This is a genomic window from Paracoccus pacificus, from assembly GCF_042680785.1.
GTDB lineage: Bacteria > Pseudomonadota > Alphaproteobacteria > Rhodobacterales > Rhodobacteraceae > Paracoccus > Paracoccus pacificus.
Genome location: NZ_JBHUEN010000038.1, coordinates 1 through 785 on the forward strand (window position 1 = coordinate 1; position 785 = coordinate 785).

Annotated in this window: 1 protein-coding gene; it reads left to right on the forward strand. The window is 52.6% G+C overall.

The annotated features are described in order from the left end of the window. The first annotated feature begins 110 nt into the window (after positions 1 to 110). Positions 111 to 587 carry a WYL domain-containing protein gene (locus ACFSCT_RS12330; RefSeq protein WP_379143166.1) on the forward strand — a complete coding sequence of 159 codons (477 nt, stop codon included), beginning with the start codon at positions 111 to 113 and terminating at the stop codon, positions 585 to 587. Positions 588 to 785 lie beyond the last annotated feature (198 nt).

A 785-nucleotide genomic window follows, 5' to 3' on the forward strand; every position in this document is an offset into this window, starting at 1 on the left:
TTACGCCGCCCGCAGCAGCACCATGCCGCCGCTAACGTGGACTAATTTCGCACCGCCGTTCTCACAAGGCGACATCGCTTGGCGCGAGCATCCCGCTTCCCACTCGCGTAATGGATCCCACCGTTGTCGCACAGCTCTACCGCGCCATGAACGGCGAAAGAGACATCCAGATTACCTACACCTCGATGACAAGCGGCCTCTCCGACCCGCAGTGGATCAGTCCAGTTCATTTTCATTTTGACGGAGAGGCAATTTATCTCCGCGCCTGGAGCTATAATCACGAGGCGTACCGTGATTATCTCCCAATACGAATAGCGAAACAAATCGAGATGATAACGCGTGAGAGGCCTGCTCCCCTTCCTTTTGACACGGACTGGAACAGTTTCGTCCGCTTGTGGATATGTCCGCGTTCGGGCCTTTCGGATGCGCAGGCACGCGTTGTGCGGCGGGAATACGGATTTCAGGAGAAAACACATATTGCAGTAAATACTCGAAAGGCGCTCGCGTTTTACGTCATAAGGCGATGGCGCCTCGATGACGAAAAAGCTCGGCTCGAATTAGATAGGATGGAAGAATTGGACGCGTAAAGTACGTCCTACGCGAAAACATTGCAAATTCAATGCTGATCAGGCTGTGATAAGACAGTGGTCCAGAACAAGCGTTGAGGGGGGTGTAAGTTGACTGTCAGTGTTCATAATCCCGATCAGTATATGGCGGCGCTTAGGTGTTTGATCCCATGGTTTGATGGTGCGATCCTTTCTTGGGAATGGAAGGATGCCCTATGG

Excerpts from the sequence above, each read along its gene's own strand:
- ACFSCT_RS12330 (WP_379143166.1), top strand. The coding sequence starts at position 111 with ATGGATCCCACCGTTGTCGCACAGCTCTACCGCGCCATGAACGGCGAA.